The 15,081-nt window shown below is 40.3% G+C and carries 16 protein-coding genes; 4 read left to right on the top strand and 12 right to left on the bottom strand.

Annotated features, from left to right (window positions below):
- From AC04MN_RS13880 to AC04MN_RS13900, 5 genes are all read right to left on the bottom strand, one after another.
- The coding region (locus AC04MN_RS13880) for a hypothetical protein (RefSeq protein WP_475383815.1) at positions 1 to 415 on the bottom strand (415 nt) is incomplete at its 3' end.
- Positions 416 to 429: 14 nt separating this feature from the next.
- Positions 430 to 714 carry a helix-turn-helix domain-containing protein gene (locus AC04MN_RS13885; RefSeq protein ID WP_475383816.1) on the bottom strand — a complete coding sequence of 95 codons (285 nt, stop codon included), beginning with the start codon at positions 712 to 714 and terminating at the stop codon, positions 430 to 432.
- 130 nt (positions 715 to 844) lie between these two features.
- The gene (locus tag AC04MN_RS13890; protein WP_475383817.1) at positions 845 to 2,599 is read right to left on the bottom strand and encodes a recombinase family protein; all 1,755 of its coding nucleotides are present in this window, start codon (positions 2,597 to 2,599) and stop codon (positions 845 to 847) included.
- On the bottom strand, positions 2,599 to 2,784 hold the full coding sequence (locus AC04MN_RS13895) for a hypothetical protein (RefSeq protein WP_475383818.1): 186 nt from the start codon (positions 2,782 to 2,784) through the stop codon (positions 2,599 to 2,601). The genes AC04MN_RS13890 and AC04MN_RS13895 overlap by 1 nt, the downstream gene beginning before the upstream one ends.
- 671 nt (positions 2,785 to 3,455) lie before the next feature.
- The gene (locus AC04MN_RS13900) at positions 3,456 to 3,818 is read right to left on the bottom strand and encodes a hypothetical protein (protein ID WP_475383819.1); all 363 of its coding nucleotides are present in this window, start codon (positions 3,816 to 3,818) and stop codon (positions 3,456 to 3,458) included.
- A gap of 155 nt (positions 3,819 to 3,973) precedes the next feature.
- Between AC04MN_RS13900 and AC04MN_RS13905 the strand changes: the two genes are divergently transcribed.
- Positions 3,974 to 4,618, top strand: coding sequence for a TetR/AcrR family transcriptional regulator (locus AC04MN_RS13905; protein WP_475383820.1), 645 nt, complete (start codon positions 3,974 to 3,976; stop codon positions 4,616 to 4,618).
- On the opposite strand, the gene AC04MN_RS13910 is transcribed toward AC04MN_RS13905, so the two are convergent.
- From AC04MN_RS13910 to AC04MN_RS13940, 7 genes are all read right to left on the bottom strand, one after another.
- On the bottom strand, positions 4,604 to 5,932 hold the full coding sequence (locus AC04MN_RS13910) for a hypothetical protein (protein WP_475383821.1): 1,329 nt from the start codon (positions 5,930 to 5,932) through the stop codon (positions 4,604 to 4,606). The genes AC04MN_RS13905 and AC04MN_RS13910 overlap by 15 nt on opposite strands.
- A gap of 262 nt (positions 5,933 to 6,194) precedes the next feature.
- Positions 6,195 to 8,045 carry a recombinase family protein gene (locus tag AC04MN_RS13915; RefSeq protein WP_475383822.1) on the bottom strand — a complete coding sequence of 617 codons (1,851 nt, stop codon included), beginning with the start codon at positions 8,043 to 8,045 and terminating at the stop codon, positions 6,195 to 6,197.
- Positions 8,038 to 8,232 carry a hypothetical protein gene (locus AC04MN_RS13920; RefSeq protein ID WP_475383823.1) on the bottom strand — a complete coding sequence of 65 codons (195 nt, stop codon included), beginning with the start codon at positions 8,230 to 8,232 and terminating at the stop codon, positions 8,038 to 8,040. The genes AC04MN_RS13915 and AC04MN_RS13920 overlap by 8 nt, the downstream gene beginning before the upstream one ends.
- A 674-nt stretch (positions 8,233 to 8,906) precedes the next feature.
- Positions 8,907 to 9,518, bottom strand: a complete 612-nt coding sequence (locus AC04MN_RS13925) for a GyrI-like domain-containing protein (protein WP_475383824.1) — start codon at positions 9,516 to 9,518, stop codon at positions 8,907 to 8,909.
- Positions 9,519 to 10,067, bottom strand: coding sequence for a PadR family transcriptional regulator (locus AC04MN_RS13930; RefSeq protein WP_475383825.1), 549 nt, complete (start codon positions 10,065 to 10,067; stop codon positions 9,519 to 9,521).
- Between the two features lie 78 nt (positions 10,068 to 10,145).
- Complete coding sequence (locus AC04MN_RS13935; RefSeq protein ID WP_475383826.1) at positions 10,146 to 10,328, bottom strand: hypothetical protein; 183 nt, start codon at positions 10,326 to 10,328, stop codon at positions 10,146 to 10,148.
- A gap of 334 nt (positions 10,329 to 10,662) precedes the next feature.
- Positions 10,663 to 11,850: an ISL3 family transposase gene (locus tag AC04MN_RS13940; protein WP_475381257.1), complete on the bottom strand. Its 1,188-nt coding sequence runs from the start codon at positions 11,848 to 11,850 to the stop codon at positions 10,663 to 10,665.
- A gap of 285 nt (positions 11,851 to 12,135) precedes the next feature.
- Here AC04MN_RS13940 and AC04MN_RS13945 point away from each other — a divergent pair, with 285 nt between their 5' ends.
- The 3 genes from AC04MN_RS13945 (at position 12,136) to AC04MN_RS13955 (ending at position 15,079) form a co-directional block, all read left to right on the top strand.
- Complete coding sequence (locus AC04MN_RS13945) at positions 12,136 to 13,503, top strand: PAS domain-containing hybrid sensor histidine kinase/response regulator (RefSeq protein ID WP_475383974.1); 1,368 nt, start codon at positions 12,136 to 12,138, stop codon at positions 13,501 to 13,503.
- 101 nt (positions 13,504 to 13,604) lie between these two features.
- Positions 13,605 to 14,630 (top strand): hypothetical protein, encoded by a 1,026-nt coding sequence (locus AC04MN_RS13950; protein WP_475383827.1) that lies wholly within the window; start codon positions 13,605 to 13,607, stop codon positions 14,628 to 14,630.
- Positions 14,630 to 15,079 carry a hypothetical protein gene (locus AC04MN_RS13955; RefSeq protein WP_475383828.1) on the top strand — a complete coding sequence of 150 codons (450 nt, stop codon included), beginning with the start codon at positions 14,630 to 14,632 and terminating at the stop codon, positions 15,077 to 15,079. Before AC04MN_RS13950 ends, AC04MN_RS13955 begins: the two co-directional genes overlap by 1 nt.
- Positions 15,080 to 15,081 lie beyond the last annotated feature (2 nt).

Consider the following 15,081-nt stretch of genomic DNA (forward strand, 5'->3'; position numbering starts at 1 on the left):
TCGTACGTCCGTCCGTCTGTCCGTCTGTAGTGATACCGTTTGACACCGATCGGTTACCACTGGTTTCCACATGGTTACCAGTTGGTGTCCGTTCGGTAACCGTATGGTAACCAGTTGGTTTTTGATCTGAAATTGAGATCATTTCTTTTGATTTGAAGTGCTCGATTGCTGAAAGAATATTCTCTGGCGAATCACCTATGTGCGCGCAAAGGTACTCAAGATCTAATTCAATCCAGTCCCTTTGGTCACTTGATGCCAGGGAAAGGATGCCTATCCATAGCCATTTCTGTGCCGCTGAGAGGCCATGCAACTTTCTTGAATATATGATGGTGTTATCAACTCGGAACCAAGAATGCTTTTTTCGGTCCTTGCGCGGGTTGAACTCTTCCATGTTGAGAATCTGGATGTACTTCATGATGATCCCCTGAACTATTGAACCTTATATTGACGTTTTATTTGGGCCGTTTTTTTGGCGATTAACGCCGTGGCAATTACTTGCCTCATATCTTTTTCATTGACCCCAAAAAGCGGGGCCAATTTCTTGATGGCTTTCGCAGGTGGTTCCGAAACTCCCCTTTCCCAGTTGCTAACAAATTGGGCAGTTGAGTATTTCATAGATCGCGAAACATCGAGTTGAGATAAGCCAGCGTTGATTCGATACTGCTTCATGATGGAGCCTAGCGCCCCAACATTTGAATGATTTTGATTGTTCATTTTTCCCCCCGGAAAAGATTAGGTAGTAAACTGGTAGTAAACTTTTATGGAAATTTATGGAGTTTTAAGGGGAGTCAGGGGGGATCAAGTAGGTGGTGGCAAAAACCATGCTTTTCATAGGGAAAACGGCTTAAAAACCACTTGCATTCGAGCAGAATGGCTTTATAGTTAAAAAAGTGGCGGGGGGCCCTCCCCGCGCACCAATTCCAACAGTACTCGAACCCACACGGGTTGAGTTACTGATACTAAAAAGCTGACCTTCGAGTCGGCTTTTTTTATGCCCAAAATCTGCCGCCGCTGTGGCGGTGGATGAAGTTCCCTCTGTTCCCGTAGCTTTTAATGGTTCCCTTACTGGTGCATAAAGGCCCATTTTGATCTTTGTTGGGTGGATTTCGATGAATTTCACCAGATTCGTAAATACCGGCCTTTGAAGCTCTTTGGGAGCTTGCTCTAAATTCGCTAGGACCTGCTGGATCTTGGCAGTGAAACCTTCTTGGTCAATTTCTTGAGAGCGCAAATCCAGTTCTTTGGTTTTTAGATTTTCTTTAGCAAGTTTCAAGTCGTTCAACTTTTGGGTCATCTGCTTGATTTGCTCATAGAAGGCATCGGCAGGGACTTCTGCCGGAAGGTCAGCGATTCTTTGCACCAAGTTGTTGATGCGTTTTGAAGTCATCAGCATTTCTTGATCTAGCTTTTTGCTCTGCGCTTGAAGCTCTGGCAAATCGCTTGTGGTCTTTGACTGATAAATCTCAATCCACTTTGTAATGAGGCTTGAGTCACTCAACAGCGTCTTTAAAGACTTAATGACAATCTCCTCAAGTCTTGGCGCCCTAACGTTCTTAACTTGGCACTGATGTTCGTTAGCCTTTGTCAGCGGGTTCTTAAGTTGAGGATGACCATAGTAAAAGTGCTTTTCAGTTCTCCCAGTGCCGGACTTACCACCTAAAGATTTCCCGCATTCACCACATTGAACAAGTTCAGTGAGTGGGAATGGATATTTCTTCCAAGACTCGGGCTTGTAGCGGTTTTTATTTTTACTTAGGCGTTCCTGAACTTTAGAAAAGACTTCTTCGCTGATAATTGAGGGCCAAACGGCTTTTATTGTCTCTATAGCACCGTCTTTGTGTTTTACATCTTTAAGCCCCAAATACGTTTTGTTGGTCAAAAGGGATTGTAGGGTATCGACGGTAAAAATTTTGCCACCTTTGTCGATGCCATGCTTGTTGGTAAATTTCTTATTGAAGATTCCTTGTTCGATCAATGCGACTTGGGTTTTACGTAGGGATTCTTTCTCAAGGAAGGTTGCAAAGACCTTCTGAACTGTACAAGCCTCATCTTGGTTGATGACAAGTTCACCTTTGTTTTTGGGATTACGATCGTAGCCCAAAGGAATTGTACCGCCATTGAAAAGTCCACGCTTAGATCGCGACAGCCAGTTGGCTGCTATTCGTTCAGACGTTTGCATGCGTTCATACTGGGCATAGTTAATAAGATTAAAGACCATCATCTCGCCGCTTGCAGTTGTTGTATCGAACTGCTCACGTAATGTGACGAAGCTTGCCTTGTGCTTTTTAAGAAGATCCCAGACCTCGCAGAAGTCTTTGATGTTGCGATTGAGCCTTGAAAGCTCCGTCGCTATGATGAGATCAACTTTTCCAAGCTTTACGTCATTAAGTAAACGTAGGAACTCAGGCCGACCCTTCATATTCTTGGCAGACTTTCCTTCGTCGCAATAAATATCGACCAAAGTTCCCCAGTTGGATTCTCTTTTGTTTTGAAATTCTATGTATTCAAGTAAGCGATTTCTTTGAGAGACAAGTGAGCCATCTTGGATTCTGGCTTGTTCTTCCGTAGAAACACGAATGTAGATTCCGATTCTTTTCATTAGCTAGCCTCCTTCATTTCTGAAGCTGTGCTTTGATCACTCGCTTGATCCTGCTGCTGTTTCATAGCACGGTCAATTTCGAGCAAGGCTTTTACCAGTTGCACAACTTGGTTTTCGTATTCAGTTCGTTTTAAATGCACCTCGATCATTTCAAGTTCGTAGTTTTGTAATCCTACAACTCGCATCAATTACTATTTTCCTTATTCATATCTGTACCTCCATTTTTTTGATTGATTGTTTTTTGCTGTATCCTCCTCTCATTTTGCTCCCCTCTCTCATACTCTATTTTATTTATATTTTCCCATTAATTTTTCTTATCCTGTCCATTCCATTTTCCTGTTTCGTGACCACTTCCTCTCGTAGAGGGGGAGTGGTCACGAACGCTTGCGAGGGAAAATGGGATGGACAGGACTTCGTGTTCTTCAAATATTTTGAATATTTACAGTGGTTTTTTCGCCTTCAGATCGAATTAAATACCCGCGGAAGCTTTCCGTTTATTTTCCGTAGTGTTTGGAACTCACTAAAATCTATTAATGATATGCGCGGACGCCGTGTCGCCTAAAATCCGCGATCGAGGGAATTTTCGGTTCAGATATTTTTCATTTGTGTCGCGTCGAATTGGGAAATAATCGTGTAAAAAAGGTTTCAAATTTTTTGAAAGATTTCATCTTGGTATTCAGAAAACAAAAAACCCGCTGTTTTTTTTAAGTCAGCGGGTTTCGATAATTACTTTGGCAAGTTCACAAGTGGTATGGGGGGAGCACTACAGTCCAGAAGCAAGTTGCACGATAATAGCAGCTAGCAGTTTTATAATAGCTTACTCCATTTAAAAATATATTTTCGGTATCGTTGTCATTTACTCGCCAGCAGAATATCTACATTTCATGTTTTCATCAAAAACGGTAACTCCGTTTTTATCGGCTAAATAAAAGCCGCCATCTCTAATATTAAGGCCAGCTTCATACATACCGTTCCTTGCGAAGACCGCTTTCACATCTTTCATACTCTTTCCTGTTCCTCTGAAAGAAATGTCTTCGGACTTAACCATTGAGTAAACCAGATTACCTGGAATTTCTGAATTCTTCGATGTTGCAGTCAAAAGCAAACCTTCGGCGTTTTGTCCGAATTGTGCGGTGACTTTCTTTCCTTCACAGGTCCAATAGGATGCATGTACGGATGTTGAAAGTAGCAATGTCGCTATTGTTAATAGGGCTTTCATATTTAACTCCTTAAAGTTTGGTTTTAACTGAACTTGATGCAATGTATCAAATTGACTCGACGAAAGATACATGAATTTACATTTCGTAAAATAAATGGTTTAATTATTTGTATTTAGTGCGTTTTTATAAATTGTCATTTTTACAAAAGAGTCCTATGGCCACACCTAAACCATGGCAAAAAATCTTAATTCTAAATGAAGACAAGAGACGCATGTCTAAAGGCGATCGGCGCATGCAATTGATTTTAGATAAAGCCATTGAGTACATCGGATCTAAAGGATTTGATGAATTAAACTTTCAAGAGATTGCCAAGCTAAGCAAAATCACTCGGCCCTTAGTGAACCATTATTTTTCCAATAAGTATGAACTTTTTGATGCCCTCGTGCAGTTCGTAGCGCAAGACCACCAGAGCTATATTCTTTCTCACATGGCTAACGCCAACTCATCAAGCGATCTTCTATTAAACTACATAAGAGGAAATATTCTCTGGGTGCGCGAAAGGAGATCGTGTTCACGAGTATGGATGTATTTTCTCGCCCAGGCGGGCTATCAAAAAGAAGCGAAACTTTTGAATTCTCAATCAGTCCTCCATGGACGAGAGCGGATACTTACCATACTCAAAGAAGGAGCCCAAGAAGGAACGTGGAATAACATAGAGCTAGAAAAGAAGGCGCGCAAAATTCAAGTGATGATCACGGGCACAGTAATAAGTCTTATCACTGAGGCACATACAGATGAGGATATTGAATGCGCCATCAATGATATCTGCGCGGATGTTAAAGAATTACTGAGGCCGTGAGATTCGTTCATCACGGATATTTCCATCACGATCTGTGAACACAAACCTTAAACGATGAATGCTTGAAAGCTTTGTATCAATTTGAAGATAAATGGTTTGAAATCCATTTCCTGTCGGCTTCTTAAATATTAAATGCCCCTTCCTATACTCAGCCCAACCATCTGGACTTCTCCACCCCTCATAAAGAGGTAGATTTTCATGAAGAAGCTTATATCTTTGGTGGACGATATTACTTTCTGCGCCGAGCCAAAACGAAAAGTAAAAATGATCCTTGTTAGATTTTGTTGTGTAAACCTTGTCACTTCTGGAAATTGAAACCTCAAGAGGACCAGATTTGGATTCAAATCGTTTGTAAATTCCTTTAGCCGACTGGATAGGTAGCTTCTTACTAGACTCTACAAGAGAGTAGTACCCGCTACGATCCGACGGTTGCCACTCTTTTTTAGTATCTTTAAAGAGTTTTTGAAAACCTGCAACTGTCTCTGCGGATGCACCAATCAAATAATATTCTTTATCGCCTTTTCTTATTGGAGCCTCATATCCCGGGACCGCTTTAAAACCAAGCTTACGATACATTCTTGCCGAAACCATATCTGCATCGGTAAAGAAAATCATTTTATTGGGCTCATGCCCTTTTTCACGCATGAGTTGATGAGAGAAATCTATGAAGTGTAACATCAGCTCAGAATAAACCTCTGAACTTTCATTTTTGGCGACAACAAAATTACCAGGCTCAAATTTTCGACCACCATTCAAAGGTAAATTAATACCGTGGTCTATCTCCAAAGGTAATTGAGTTTTTTTATCCGCCCTGATCACCTTGAGTGAACCCTTAATATTCAAATTCTGTTGATTTACCCTGTCAAAGCGATGAACCATAATATAATGAGCCTGCTCCGCATACATAAAGGCGTCATCATAAATTGCCTGACGATACGAAGCATCCCAAGCACGGCGCTCTTGATAAGTTGAGATGACGAAGTCGATATTGGCCTTAACCAAATCAGCGAAAGTCTTTTGGGGATAAAGTCCATCAAATGAAGACGGCCCAGTGTTATTTGATGAAAACGAAAATACATTTGTTAAAAGCTTCTTTTTTAAGTAAAAGGCCTGATTCAAAGAGCCAGCTACATTTTTAGAAATTCCGGCATCACTTTTTTTACCTTGCCAAGTAGTGTAGTACTTATCGAGAAGAATATAGTCTGGCATCAGGTCCGCAGAGAATACCTGAGAGCAAATAGGTGCTGCCAAAGCCGCATTCAAGGGCAGACAAAGAGCGATAAAAATAGCAGCAATCTGATGCGACCAGGTCATAGTCAAAGTGGGTGCCACTTTCGTGCCAGACGGTGGACACCCCCATTTAGCGCAAGGAAAGCCCGGCAAAAGAGCTCCATCAATGAAACTGATAAAATGTGACCCAAAGTGAGACAGCTCACGCCACGCGCAAGTTATTGAGTTTACGTGTGTCAAACAAAGCTATAGGTGGATGACAAAAGAGGGAATGCCTATAATACTTAAAACGAATAGGTTCGCGCTGGCTTCCTGATCCCCAAAGACCTCCTGATTTTTACTAAAATCAGGAGGAGCCCCTTTTAAAACAGTTTTGCCGTACAAAAGCCTCGGAGGCCCCGATAGCCACGGCAGCACTTGCATACGATCCATATATATTAACGAATCGCAGCAGATCTGCGGGCAATAGCGCCTTAGGCTCTGCAATCTCCTCAAACTCTAGTTCAATTAAGACCCGGGAACCCACCCAAGCCGGTTCGCCTACTCCGGAGACTCGCGCACCAATTGTCAAGCTTTGCGAACCAAAATTCGCAGTTTTTAAAAAACCCCGATTTTTTTCGGGGTTTTTTATTTTTAGCTCCTGTTCGTAAAAATCTTTATCTAAGTTCCAATAAATCTTAATTGAATCCACTCCAATTTCGACTCTGTGGATGAATTTCTGCAAAAGACTGCGCCTGATATTGAAGTCAGGATTATTTTTAATTGCAAGGCCCGCGAACGCCGCAAATTCTTCAAACGTCTCAATGGGGACAAGCCTTTCATCAATATTCAAATCTTTTATCTTTAAAAGCCCTTCCTCCAAATCCTTTTTAACCAACTCAAGCCTTTCCAATTGTTTAAAGATTGGCGTGGCCGATACCGTTTTAGGTAGCATTGATAACCTTTCGGTCAAAGCGTCTAATTGCGAACTCACACCATAAAGTTTGGCCTTTAATTTTCCACGTTCTGACTCTTCGTTATTATTTTTATGAATGGCCTTCACTTTATTTTGAAGCTCTATTAAAAATTTTTGGCTTTCGATAAATTTACAAAATTCACCCCACACTAAGACTTCTGCTTTCTTTGATTGAACTCGTGTTGGTTCACACTGGAAAGTTTTTTTGGTTAAAGTCGAGTTTCTTTTTGTGGCCCATGAGTGTTCATAATAAGGAACCTTGCCATTTCTACCAGTTGCAGACTTTCCTGGCATGTGGTCACCACACTTCATACAAAAACATACACCAGATAAAAGATAAGGGTGCTTGCTGGTTTCTTTTAAAGGTTTAAGTCTTGAATGATTTTTGGTGAGCTTTTCGTTTGCTCGCTCAAAAACCATTTCATCAACAATAGGCTGCCAAACGGCCTTCACTTCCTTTTGTTCACCTTTTTGTGTGTAGGTTTTAATTCCGATATAAGCCTTGTTGCGAATCATTGCTTGCAAGTTATCCACTGTAAAATGGCCAAGCCTCATTCTCGAACCGCCGCCTTCCAGATGAGCTTTAGCCTTGTAACCATTATCATTCATCCAGCGAGCCGCACGAGACAAGCTTCCTTCTCGCAAAAATGTTTCAAAGGCAATTCTAACAGTGGTTGCCTGAGGTTCATCAATGTCCAAGCTACCATTTTTTGTGTGACACTTTTTAAAACCTAGCGGGATAGTTCCCCCATTGTAAAGGCCACGACTAGCGCGTGCTAAAATGTTCGCCGAAACTCTTTCACTGGTTTGCTTTCGTTCAAATTGAGCAAAGTTCATCAATTGAAATAACAACATTTCACCGGCGGCAGTTGTAGTATCGAAATCTTCGCGAAGGCTCATGAAGCTACATTTAACTTCACTCATCATGTCCCACATATTTAAAAAGTCTCTGTTGTTTCTGGAGAGCCTTGAAATTTCTGTGACCATGATGAGATTAATTTTCTGCGCCCTCATGTCTTTAAGCATGGATTGCAAGGCGGGCCTGTTCATGTCCTTCGCTGAAATTCCAGCGTCCACATAGACATTAAAAATTTGGCCGAAGTTAGATTGTTTATTTCTATAGGCAACAGCTTCACGAAGCCGTTGCTCTTGATTTTTAATGGAGCCTTCTGGGTTTTCCGCTTGTTCTTCGGTTGAAACTCTAATGTACAAAGCAATGTTGAAATTTTTGTTCTTAAGCATCTGATCCCGTCCTTTTTAAAAGATTATCTTTTAGGCTTGACGAGTCAGAGAGTGATTTTTTCTGGAGCTGGCAGAGTTCAATATAAATAATGTTCGCCACTTCTTCAATCATTTGTTCATACACCTTTTCATTAATTTTTTCGTTTCTTAAATTTATTACTTCGATCTCGTCCCATTTCTTATTCATGAGCTATCCCTATTTTTTATGGATATACTCAATTCATCACTCAATACTTCTCGCACTTTTGCCGCCGCTTAAACTGACCTAAACCTTTCGATCCGTGACCCCTTTCCACCACATCGTTGGGGGGGAGGGGTCACGGAAAAAGAAAGGTAAAAATGAGTCACTCATTGCGGCGGCAAATACCTTAAATCAAAAATAAATTTCAAATTTTCCCTAATCATTTAACGCAATTACTCAGTATTCCCACTGGGCATATTGGTGGGCATACTGTTTTCTTAGTGAAAAACCAAAGTGTTCCTAGTGAGAACACTTCAGGGAACTCTATCTTGAGAAGTCTTCGCATGACGAAGTCTTTAGCGAAGACTTCTTTTTTAGATTTTTGATTTCATTTTAATCACCTCCGATGAAGTGATCTATTAGCAAGACCGTGCCAATTATCTTTGAATTGATATGCAGATGTAACTACTTGATCCGACTTATTGAAAGTGTTTATTGGTGTCAAAACAGTCTCTCATTTCTGAGAGACTCTATTAAGAATGAGAGACAGAATTAATTGTGTAAAAATATTAAGGGCCATTTTAATTTGGCCCCTTGGATTTTTTGAATATAGTTTTTAGTTTGATTGTTATTTATTAAACTAGTGGTTTGAAGCTATTGAAATTCCCAGAGGTCCAAATTTAGCCTCCCGCTATCGGTTGCCTGATGATCATTTTCATATTTTTAGGAAAATCTCTTGAAACGTCATTTAAATATATCTCGTGGTGATAGCCTTTCGGACTCAATCCATGATCTGGAAGATATCTTTCATACAGTTGAGAATTTATTTTTTGGATTTTATCCATGTTTCCCTGACATAGGATCTGGACTGATTTTCCTTCGTGATACATTTCATATCGCAAAGTAGAGATATCTCCATTGATATTTTCTCTCGCTTTTTGCAAAGCATCGTCAAGTAACTCATCATCCATCCAATCACCAATGACAATCATCAAGCGCCATTTCCAATTTTTTTTATCTATTTGACTTAGGTTATGACCTTTGTCGCTCCACCAAAGACATTCCAGAGGAGGTTCAACAAAATTTTTACCAAGTTTCTTTCTGGCTAATTGTCTCAATGGATGAATAGCCATGAAAATCCACTTAATCGATTTAGCAAATAACTCATCTTCGGGGCCCCCGGTTCCGTCTATCATCATGTATTTGAGTTCAGGAACGTCCACAAGAGTAAATTCTTTTTGCGATGGTGAATATAAATGTTTAATTTTTCTGAAAAAAGCTTCCTCTTTCATTTACAACCTCTCAGTTTGAATTGATTTAGACTTCATATATTCAAGTGTCGATTCTACCCATTCCAGCTCCGACTCAAGCTGTCCTTTTGAAAAATTGAATAAGAGTTCGATGAAATCAGGAAAAGGTTGATTCTGATAAAGCACATTTTCCAACCGGCTTAATTCATTTTTAATTGAAATGGTTCGTGCTTCCAAAGATTTTATGGCATCAACATTGGGCAGGCACTGCCAGTTGATCATACCCAAAAGAATAGATGAAGTATTGGCCCTGATTTCAGATAGCGCAAGTTCAGTTTGCTTACGTAGTTCTTTTCTGCCCAAGGGACTTAAAGAGATCGTCTTCTTGTCTCTTGATGAGGACGATTTAGAGCTTTTAACTAACCCTTGATTTTCAAGCTCTTTGAGGATGTAGTAGATGGAAGAGAACCCGATATCGGTCCATTCACGCATCCCCCTGTCTTCAATCACTTTCTCTAACTCATAAGCATGGCGTTTTCTTTCTGATAAAAGCCCAAGTATTAGTAATTTTGCATCAGTAAGCTTTTTCATGACCATATTCTAGCACTAGAATAGTCAAAGTCAATTGAATTTAAGAGTAGTGGTTTATTTAAGCCGTTCATTTCGTAATTATTCGTTTTTATGCTCAAAAGAGCTTAAAGCAACTGCTTTCGGCCACTTGGATGCTTTTGATTCCTGAATAAGCTCAAACTGGGCTTTTCTGATTTGTTTTAAAACCCAAGGCAAGTTCCCAGTTCCGACAGCCAAAAATGCCAGCGTGACAGATAAAGAAATCAATTTTGATAGGCCCATTTGATTTGCTCCTTTTCCTCTACTGTCAGCCCATCAAGGTCAAAATTTCTGCGTCTGATGCTCTGACAGTAGTTAGTGATAGCATTGAGAGTCCGTCCATAATGACGGGCCAGTTCTTGCCTTGACCAGCCGTGTATATAACGTAGTTTTGCCAGCTCCGTTAAATTCACTCTCGACTCATGCCACTGGATTGGATAGGCTATATCCAAACTGAGTGGTTCTCTCAGCATAGGGCGAGGGGCACCATAACCACACATCGGCTCGGCTCTTCTCATTTAACTGTTTATCACTCAGCGCGGCTCTTCTCATTTAACTGTTTATCACTCAGCGCAATTCAATAAAAACAAGCATTTAAGGTTTTCAGTCGATAGTTTACAAAGTTTTTAAACCCTCTGGCCCGCTTCTGGAGGGCCTTTGCGTTCCCGTTAGTAGCCTCCGTAAATCCATTTGTCCAACGATTTTCAAAGTATCCAATTAAAGGTTCCAGCCACTTTCTGAGGGTTCTTCCGAGAGTATTGGCAGCTGACTGGCTTGAGTTTTTTAAGTCATTAATAAAGCACTCAAGATTTCTTCTCCCTTGGCGTCGGTTCCGACAATTATAAAACTGCCGCAGGCGTTCTTTGTACCAATACAACTCCTCAAGATCGGGGTGCTTGTGGAGGAACTTATCGAGATCTCTTTTTTCTGTATAATTTAAGTCTTCGCGATTTCTCAGGATTAGGCGACGTTGTTTTAGCTCCAACTTATTGCCGTTAATTTGTTTTCTCAACTTCATCATTGCAGGATTTAGAAGCCGGAGAGCATGAAATTTATCGGCTACAATTTTAGCGTTTGGGAAGAGTCTTCGCACAATGCTTAAATATCCGTTCGACAAATCTATCACTACCACTTTGACATTGTCTCGGCCTGGATAGTGTTCAACAGCTTCGAAAATTGATTTCGCATCTTTACCTTTGCACATCTCAAACAACCGACGCTTCTTTAGATCACAGAACACCGTTGCAAACTCTGCATAACCATTTCTACGAGTGAAAAAGTGTTCGTCGATGCCCAATATTTCCGGCCACTTCATTCCGTCGCGATCTTTGAGTTTCGCAGCCAGAGCCTCATAATGGACCTTATAGATAAATCCACTGGAGCAAGAGTGATGCGTTCGCACTAATTCTAGATTCACGTAGTTTTTGCAGTCTTTGGCTACGGCATTGCGAAAATGTCCCGTACTTCTTCGGCGTGGCCAAATACCTTTTACTGCCTCTGTAAAGGGCTTGCGGCAGTTCTTGCAATAGTACCGATGCTTTTCAATACGCAGCCATAATGGCCTTTCTCTAATTGGCGCATCGCGGACGACGCTGAATGCTTTTCCAGCTAAAGTATTCGATGGTGTAGCGCATTTGGGACAAACTTCGCAGGAAGCTCTTATTTTTTTAACCTCCCAAAGATATCCGTTGCGAAAACCTCTTGAAGACAAAAATTTTAGTTCCTCAGATAGCATTTGATCGGCTAAGTTGAAGTCCGTGGGCATGGTCTAGGCTCCTGAAAAAGATGTGTTGTGGTAAACAAATCTTATGAAGAATCCTGTTCCATGCCTATTCTTTTTGACTCAATGCTTTATACAGTGAAGTGTGAAGATCCCTCAGCGCAATTCAATAAAAACGGTTCTTCTCCAAAGGTAGGGGCAGGCAAGGTTTCTGCTAGCTACAATATGCCTTCACTCTGATTCTGTAATTTCCAAAGTTATGGCTCTTGCCCATTAACAGGGGCGGTCGAACTTTTGCTATCCAAGATATAACCTTGCTCTTAATCGGAAATTCTCAAATTCTTCACTCACCTTTGGAAAACCATCTCATCTGGAATGGTTTGGCACGGAGAAATTAAAAATAGAGCAAAAGACGGTTCGTACTATTGGGTGGATACCACGATCTATCCTTTAAAAAACACTGATGGAAAAATAATAAAGTACATCGCTATTCGCTTCGAAATCACCGACAAGAAAGACGCTTTTGAGAAACTACAAATAGCAAATGATGCTACAAAAAAAGCAGCCGATGCAAAAAGTGCTTTTCTAGCAAACATGAGCCACGAAATCAGAACCCCATTAAACTCGATTATTGGTCTCACCGAAGTACTAAAGGAAACTAACCTATCCCAAGAACAAAGCATGCATCTTAATACCATTGAATACGCGAGTAAAAGCCTCCTCAACATAGTGAACGATATCTTAGATCTATCTAAATTAAACGCAGGACAGGTTCAATGCGAAACTCGGATCTTTTCAATAAAGACATTAGCGCGAGAGACCCTATCTATGATTTCTTCTCAAGCAAAAAGTAAAGGGATTGGAACTGCCTTTTCTATTGACGACAATATTTCCGAACACTACATCGGCGATGAATTTCGAATCAATCAAGTACTAATAAATCTTTTAGGAAACTCCGTTAAATTCACAGACGAAGGAGTCATTGAACTAAAAATCACGCAAAACACGAACCCTGAACATCCAGGAAATCTATTGTTTACAATAAGAGATACGGGAGTTGGAATACCGAATGAAGCGCAAAGCCTACTTTTTCAGGCATTCCAACAAGGAGACAATTCAATTTCTAAAAAATTTGGGGGCACAGGCCTCGGTCTATTTATCTGTAAAAAACTGGTAAATTTAATGGGAGGGAATATTTGGTTTGAATCTACCCCAAATCACGGATCCACATTCTATTTCACCCTTTCACTACCTCCAACAAATAAGCCAATCAATAGCAATATAATACGCCCCTTACCATCACCGCTCCCGCAGTTAGTTAACCCCATTAAAATCCTTTTAGTAGATGATTCCAAAGAAAATCGGGACTTAATTAAACTCTATCTGAAAAATCAAAACTGCCTAGTTTATGAAGCTGAAAATGGCCACTCAGCCATCGAGATTTTTAAAAAAGAAGTTTTTAGCCTCGTACTAATGGATCTACAAATGCCAATTATCGATGGCTTCGAATGCACTAAAATAATGCGAACAATAGAAAAAGACCTGAGTCTCAAACGTACACCAATCATTGCTTTAACGGCATGCGCTCTAGAAGAGGAAATAAAGAAAACAAAAGAAGTCGGCTGTGATGACCACTCGACGAAACCAATTTCAAAAAAGGCCCTCTTATCTTTGATTAGAAAGTCTATCTGGTTCTAAATACACTGCTCTCAACTAGATCTTAGGCTTGAAATTTATGAATATTAATCGAAAGAGTCAATCAGGCCCCAAAAAATTTCTCAAACTGCCGATAACAAAGAATGCGTCATTTAAAACGAGGAACTTTGTGGGTCCTCCTCTCTGCAGTGATTATTTCTTCATCAGCAAGCCACTCTTATGAAGTGGATAATTTTACATATCGCTATGATCCCCTGAAAGATTCTCGAGACGTCTTAAATGATGAAGTGAATCGCTTACTAAAACAAGTGCAAGAAACTCTGGATTCTGAAAAATGCAGTTCAAAAGAACTCTTAGAGGTCAGCCAAGATTTTTTAGGATCCGGTGTCGTCGGTGTGATGGAAGAGTTCGCTGACGAATCTAAATTGATTCAAAAACATCCCGAACCAAAAAAGAATGTCTACGCTCAAGGGCGCGGAATTTTTCTTTCTTTGGTTGGACTTAATTCAAGTATTAACCTTAATGGAAATTATGTGGGAGTTGATAAACTAGGACATTTTTTTGATCAAGGATTGGAATACTATCAGATAAGAACCCGTAGCAAAAACTATGACGACGGGATCGTAAAGGCCCTGAGATATGGGCAGAGTTTAGAAAAAGGCGAATATGGTCTGGAAACCACCGGTATCTATTCACATGCTGATTTAGCTGCAAATTTTTCGGGCTATCAATTTTGGAGTCAGCTTTACGAAGGCCAGAACCCCTACTTCAAGTGCCAGAACGGTAAGTGGACCCAGGTTCGAAAGTTCGACTTCGCCGAATACGCAAACCCCGCCTGGGATGAAGGAATTAACTGTTCAAGATTTCAAAATCCGTTCTTCGAAAAATCCTTCAATAACACCTTAAAGATCTATGAAAAAGCCTCCGCAACTAGTGGACGTCGCCGAAACTATCGGTGCCCGGTATCAACCAATGAATGTTATAAGCTGAACAAGCTTTACGGCAACAATGCTTCATATATTTTGCATCCATCTTGCCAAAATGCCGTTGAAGATCCAAACGAAGACTACAAATCAGCCCAAATACCTGCAAGTTCCCTAGGACTTTCAAAATACGATAATCTAAAAAACTCTAAGTCGTCGGCACCACCTGCTAAAGGAGCAAGATAATGAAAACCATCCTTGCCACACTCATTTTATCGATGTTAGTTACTAATGCGAACGCGGTAGAGTTTAAAAACAAAAAAAGAAACACCGCGAATGCTTTGTACTATACAGAGACTGAGCTATTAAATAATCTATTCACTTGCACTCAAACCAAGAAATCAGCCGACGAACTGCGAACTTGTGCTGATGAATTTTTGTCGAAAAAAATCAGTTCTAAAAATAAAAATGAAATATTATTTTGGTTAAGTCGTCCCCTCTTCTTGGATTCTTTAAGTGAGTGCCCTACTTTTATAAAAAAATGGGAATCAAAAAAAGAATTAACCAATGCCTCTTTCCTATGTTCAAAAATTGTCTCGAGCGAGCTAAATAAAATAGCAGTATTTTATTTTGATAAAAACGGAGCGTCCTTAACTTTACTAGAGATCAAAGAAAAACTAGATTTCAATAACTAGTC

It is taken from the genome of Bdellovibrio sp. ZFWA1 (assembly GCF_056175665.1).

Excerpts from the sequence above, each read along its gene's own strand:
- AC04MN_RS13885 (WP_475383816.1), bottom strand. The coding sequence starts at position 714 with ATGAACAATCAAAATCATTCAAATGTTGGGGCGCTAGGCTCCATCATG.
- AC04MN_RS13890 (WP_475383817.1), bottom strand. The coding sequence starts at position 2,599 with ATGAAAAGAATCGGAATCTACATTCGTGTTTCTACGGAAGAACAAGCC.
- AC04MN_RS13895 (WP_475383818.1), bottom strand. The coding sequence starts at position 2,784 with ATGCGAGTTGTAGGATTACAAAACTACGAACTTGAAATGATCGAGGTG.
- AC04MN_RS13900 (WP_475383819.1), bottom strand. The coding sequence starts at position 3,818 with ATGAAAGCCCTATTAACAATAGCGACATTGCTACTTTCAACATCCGTA.
- AC04MN_RS13905 (WP_475383820.1), top strand. The coding sequence starts at position 3,974 with ATGGCCACACCTAAACCATGGCAAAAAATCTTAATTCTAAATGAAGAC.
- AC04MN_RS13910 (WP_475383821.1), bottom strand. The coding sequence starts at position 5,932 with ATGACCTGGTCGCATCAGATTGCTGCTATTTTTATCGCTCTTTGTCTG.
- AC04MN_RS13915 (WP_475383822.1), bottom strand. The coding sequence starts at position 8,045 with ATGCTTAAGAACAAAAATTTCAACATTGCTTTGTACATTAGAGTTTCA.
- AC04MN_RS13920 (WP_475383823.1), bottom strand. The coding sequence starts at position 8,232 with ATGAATAAGAAATGGGACGAGATCGAAGTAATAAATTTAAGAAACGAA.
- AC04MN_RS13925 (WP_475383824.1), bottom strand. The coding sequence starts at position 9,518 with ATGAAAGAGGAAGCTTTTTTCAGAAAAATTAAACATTTATATTCACCA.
- AC04MN_RS13930 (WP_475383825.1), bottom strand. The coding sequence starts at position 10,067 with ATGAAAAAGCTTACTGATGCAAAATTACTAATACTTGGGCTTTTATCA.
- AC04MN_RS13935 (WP_475383826.1), bottom strand. The coding sequence starts at position 10,328 with ATGGGCCTATCAAAATTGATTTCTTTATCTGTCACGCTGGCATTTTTG.
- AC04MN_RS13940 (WP_475381257.1), bottom strand. The coding sequence starts at position 11,850 with ATGCCCACGGACTTCAACTTAGCCGATCAAATGCTATCTGAGGAACTA.
- AC04MN_RS13950 (WP_475383827.1), top strand. The coding sequence starts at position 13,605 with ATGCGTCATTTAAAACGAGGAACTTTGTGGGTCCTCCTCTCTGCAGTG.
- AC04MN_RS13955 (WP_475383828.1), top strand. The coding sequence starts at position 14,630 with ATGAAAACCATCCTTGCCACACTCATTTTATCGATGTTAGTTACTAAT.